This is a genomic window from Streptomyces sp. FH025 (assembly GCF_017427025.1).
GTDB lineage: Bacteria > Actinomycetota > Actinomycetes > Streptomycetales > Streptomycetaceae > Kitasatospora.
This window is the reverse complement of sequence record NZ_JAFLNG010000727.1, coordinates 1-3,726: the sequence shown is the minus strand read 5'-3', so window position 1 is coordinate 3,726 and position 3,726 is coordinate 1. Positions and strand designations below refer to the sequence as shown.

General features: G+C 71.1%; 3 protein-coding genes. 2 read left to right on the top strand and 1 reads right to left on the bottom strand.

The features are described 5' to 3' along the window. The coding region (locus tag J0670_RS32825; RefSeq protein ID WP_243437861.1) for a glycoside hydrolase family 5 protein at nt 1-1,009 on the top strand (1,009 nt) is incomplete at its 5' end. Here J0670_RS32825 and J0670_RS32820 read toward each other — a convergent pair. Then, entirely contained in the window at nt 1,010-2,044 is a 1,035-nt protein-coding gene (locus tag J0670_RS32820) for a LacI family DNA-binding transcriptional regulator (RefSeq protein ID WP_207815778.1), read from the bottom strand. It lies immediately after the preceding gene. Nucleotides 2,045-2,295: 251 nt separating this feature from the next. On the opposite strand from J0670_RS32820, the gene J0670_RS32815 reads away from it, so the two are divergent. Continuing rightward, a complete protein-coding gene (locus tag J0670_RS32815) occupies nt 2,296-3,684 on the top strand; it encodes an ABC transporter substrate-binding protein (RefSeq protein WP_207815776.1) in 1,389 nt (462 codons plus the stop codon). Nucleotides 3,685-3,726: the final 42 nt, after the last annotated feature.

Here is a 3,726-nt window from a genome sequence, read left to right as displayed (position 1 = left end):
GCCGGCCCCGGCCGTGCACGTCGCGGGGGCCACGCTGGCGAAGGCCGACGGCACCCCGATCACCCTGCACGGGGTCAACCGGTCGGGGGCCGAGTTCATGTGCGTCCAGGGCCACGGCTTCTTCGACGGCCCCGCCGACCAGGCGTCCGTCACCGCGATGACGTCCTGGCGCGTCAACGCCGTCCGCGTACCGCTCAACGAGGACTGCTGGCTCGGCCACTCCGACGTCGACTCCGCGTACGCCGGTACCGCCTACATCAGCGCGGTACGGAGCTACGTCGACCTGCTGCACCGGAACGGCCTGGTGGCCGTCCTGGACCTCCACTGGACCGACGGCGCGTACACCGGACCGTCCGCCGGCTGCTCCGACGCCAACGCCACCTGTCAGAAGCCCATGCCGGACGCGGCCGGTGCGCTCCCGTTCTGGACCTCGGTGGCGCAGACGTTCAAGGGCGACGACGCCACCGTCTTCGACCTGTTCAACGAGCCGTACCCGTCACGCGCCACCGGAGGCACGGACAGCGGCTGGGCCTGCTGGCGGGACGGCGGCACCTGCCCCGGAATCGGCTTCCGGGTCGCCGGCATGCAGGCGATGGTCGACGCGGTGCGCTCCACCGGCGCGGACAACGTCCTGCTGCTGGGCGGCCTGGAGTACGCCAACGACCTCACCCAGTGGGCCGCGTACCGACCGACCGATCCGCTGCACAACCTGGCCGCGTCCTGGCACTCGTACAACTTCAACACCTGCGGCACCGGTTCCTGCTGGGACGCTCAGATCGGCCCGCTGGCGGCCCAGGTTCCGGTGGTGACGGGCGAGTTGGGCGAGAACGACTGCGCCCACGGCTACCTGGACACCCTGCTGCCGTGGCTGGACCGGCACGGCGTCTCCTACCTCGCCTGGGCCTGGAACACCTGGGACTGCGGCAGCGGCCCGGCGCTGATCAGCTCCTACGACGGCACGCCGACCGGCTTCGGCGCCGGATACCGCGCCCACCTGGTCGGCCTGTAGTCACGCCGATTCCCTCACCACCAGTTCCGTCGGCAGGATCATCTGCCGACGGAACCGGCCTGGCTGGGCGATCTCCTTGAGCAGCAACTGGACCATCAGCCGACCCATCTCCTCGGTCGGCTGGCGAACGCTGGTGAGCGGCGGCTCGGTGTGCCGGGCCACGACGGAGTCGTCGAAGCCGATCACCGCGACGTCCTGCGGAACCCGCCGGCCCGCCTCGCGCAGCGCCTGCATCGCGCCCGCCGCCATCAGGTCCGAGGCGCAGAACACCGCGTCCAGGCCGGGCCGGCGGGCGAGCAGCTCCCGCATGCCCTCGCGTCCGCCGCGCTCGGTGAAGTCCCCGTGGGCGACGAGGCCCTCGTCCGCGGGAACCGCGGCCTCGGCGAGCGCCTGCCGGTAGCCGGCCAGGCGCGCCGCGGCGCCCTCCATGTCGAGCGGGCCGGTGACGGTCGCGATCGCCGTCCTGCCCCGGGACAGCAGGTGCCGGACGGCCGCTCGGGCGCCACCCGCGTTATCGGCGTGCACGTAGCCGAGCGTCTCCTGCGTCGAGCGGCGACCGCTGAGCACGGCGGGCAGCTCCAGCCGCTCCAGCAGTTCGGGGAGCGGGTCGTCCTCGTGCACGGAGACCAGCAGGACGCCGTCCACCCGGCGGGCGGTGAGGTAGCGGGTCAGCCGTTCCCGCTCGTGCTCGTTGCGGACCAGCACCAGCAGCAACTGTAGGTCGGATTCGGCGAGTTCGGCGGAGACCCCGGTGATGATGTCGGAGAAGTAGGGTTCGGACCTCAGCTTCGCGACGCTCTCCGGGATGACCAGCGCGACCGCGTCGGTCCGGGAGGTGACCAGCGAGCGCGCCGCCTGGTTGGGAACGTAGCCGAGCTCGGCGATGGCCTGCTCGACCGCCGCACGGGCCTTGGCACTGACCTTGGGCGAGCCGTTGACGACGCGGGACACGGTGCCCCGGCCCACTCCGGCCCGCGCTGCCACCGCCTCCAGGGTGGGGCGGGCAGCGGGCTGCTGCTGCGCGGCTCGACTCATGATCGTTCTCCCGGCGGACTGCGGACGGCGGACGGCTGAGTGCCACTACTGCGGCACCACGGCAAGGACGGCCGGACGACACGGTCCGGTAACGGAGCCGTTGTACGCCCTTGACACACCTCGCATGGCGAAGCAATCTTCCCACATCGAAGTGGGAGCGCTCCCACCGCACTCCCACCCTGTTCCCGAGCACTGCCGGCCGCCCGTTGAACGGCGCAGCCATGGACCAGCCTGGACAAGGAGATTCGGCCATGCGGAACACCGGTACCACCCCCAGCGGCAGAGCAGCCACCGCCCTTCCCGTACGCAAGGGCACCGTACGCAAGGGCACCGCACGCAAGGGGCGCAAGCCCCTGCCGGCCGTCGCCACCGCGGCCCTGTGCGCCCTGCTGGTCGCCGGCTGCAGCAGCTCCGGCTCCGGCGCCGGCACCGACGCGGCCTCCGGCGGCAAGATCACCCTGACCGTCGGCGACTACGGCACGTTCGGCTACAAGGAGGCCGGACTGTTCGACGCGTACATGCGCGAGCACCCCGACATCACCATCGTCGAGCACACCGTCCAGCAGGAGAGCGACTACTACCCCGCCCTGCAGACCCACCTCGCCTCCGGCAGCGGCCTGGACGACATCCAGGCGATCGAGGTCGGCCGGATCGCCCAGGTGGTGAAGAAGCAGGCGAACAAGTTCACCGACCTCGGCAAGGCGGACGGGGTCGACAAGAGCGCCTTCCTGCCGTGGAAGGCGCAGCAGGCCACCGCCCCGGACGGCCGCACCATCGGCCTGGGCACCGACATCGGCCCGATGGCGATCTGCTACCGCAAGGACCTCTTCCAGCAGGCCGGGCTGCCCACCGACCGCGAACAGGTGGCCAAGCTCTGGCAGGGCGACTGGGCCAAGTTCGTCGACGCCGGCAAGCAGTACCAGGCCAAGGCGCCCGCCGGCACCTTCTTCACCGACTCCGCCGGCGGCCTGTTCAACGCCGTGGTGTCCACCAGCACCACGCAGTACGTCGACAGCAGCGGCAAGCTGAACTACAAGGACAACGCCACCGTCAAGACCGCCTGGACCCTGTCGACCGGCGCGATCGAGGCCGGGATCAGCGCCGGCCTCAAGCAGTTCGACACACCGTGGTACCAGGCGTTCGCCAACTCCAAGTTCGCCACGGTCGCCTGCCCGTCCTGGATGACGGCCATCGTCGCCGACAAGTCCGGGAGCGCCAACAAGGGCAAGTGGGACATTGCCGCCGCCCCGGCCGCCGGCAACTGGGGAGGCTCCTTCCTCGCCGTCCCGAAGACCGGAAAGCACCAGAAGGAGGCCGAGGCGCTCGTCGCCTGGCTCACCGCGCCCGCGCAGCAGGCCAAGGTCTTCACCTCCGTCGGCAACCTGCCCTCCAACACCAAGGCGCTGAGCCAGCCGGAGGTGCAGAACGCCAAGCTCGACTTCTTCGGCGACACGCCCACCGGACAGCTCTACGCCGCGACCGCGCAGTCCATCCAGCCGGCCGTGCTCGGCGAGTGGGACGGCCTGGTCAAGGACACCCTCACCAACGGCGCCCTCCTCAGCATCGAGCAGCACCAGAGCGACCCCGCCAAGGCGTGGAGCACCGCGGTGAAGGAGATCGACGACAAGGTCGGCGACTGACGGACCGCCTGCCCGGCCGTCCGCCCGTCCCGGCCCTCGACA